The organism is Faecalibacterium sp. DFI.5.82 (assembly GCF_029076575.1).
Classification (GTDB): Bacteria; Bacillota; Clostridia; order Oscillospirales; family Ruminococcaceae; genus Faecalibacterium; species Faecalibacterium duncaniae.
On record NZ_JARFIS010000754.1, the window covers coordinates 1 to 301 of the forward strand.

At 62.1% G+C, this 301-nt stretch carries 1 protein-coding gene; it reads right to left on the bottom strand.

From position 1 onward, the window contains the following. The coding region (locus P0G09_RS18760; RefSeq protein WP_342760568.1) for a putative PEP-binding protein at window positions 1-301 on the bottom strand (301 nt) is incomplete at both ends.

Consider the following 301-nt stretch of genomic DNA (forward strand, 5'->3'; position numbering starts at 1 on the left):
ACCTCAATGAGGTTTTGCGGGCTGACCGAGAAGCTCCGCAGGCCCAGCGGCAGATATTGCAGGGTGTTGGCCGGATTGCCCACCGCGCTGCCGCAGATGGTCACGGGGATCCCGCCCTCCCGGGCAGCCTCCACCACCATGCGGATGAGCTTTTTCATTGCGTGGCTGGCCGGGCGGTAGTAGCGCTCGGCAATGGAGATATCCCGATCCACAGCGTGGGTGTACTGGGTCAGGTCGTTTGTCTCGATGACAAAGAAATTGCACCCGTGCTCCACGAATTCCTCAGCCGTCAGGCAGGCCG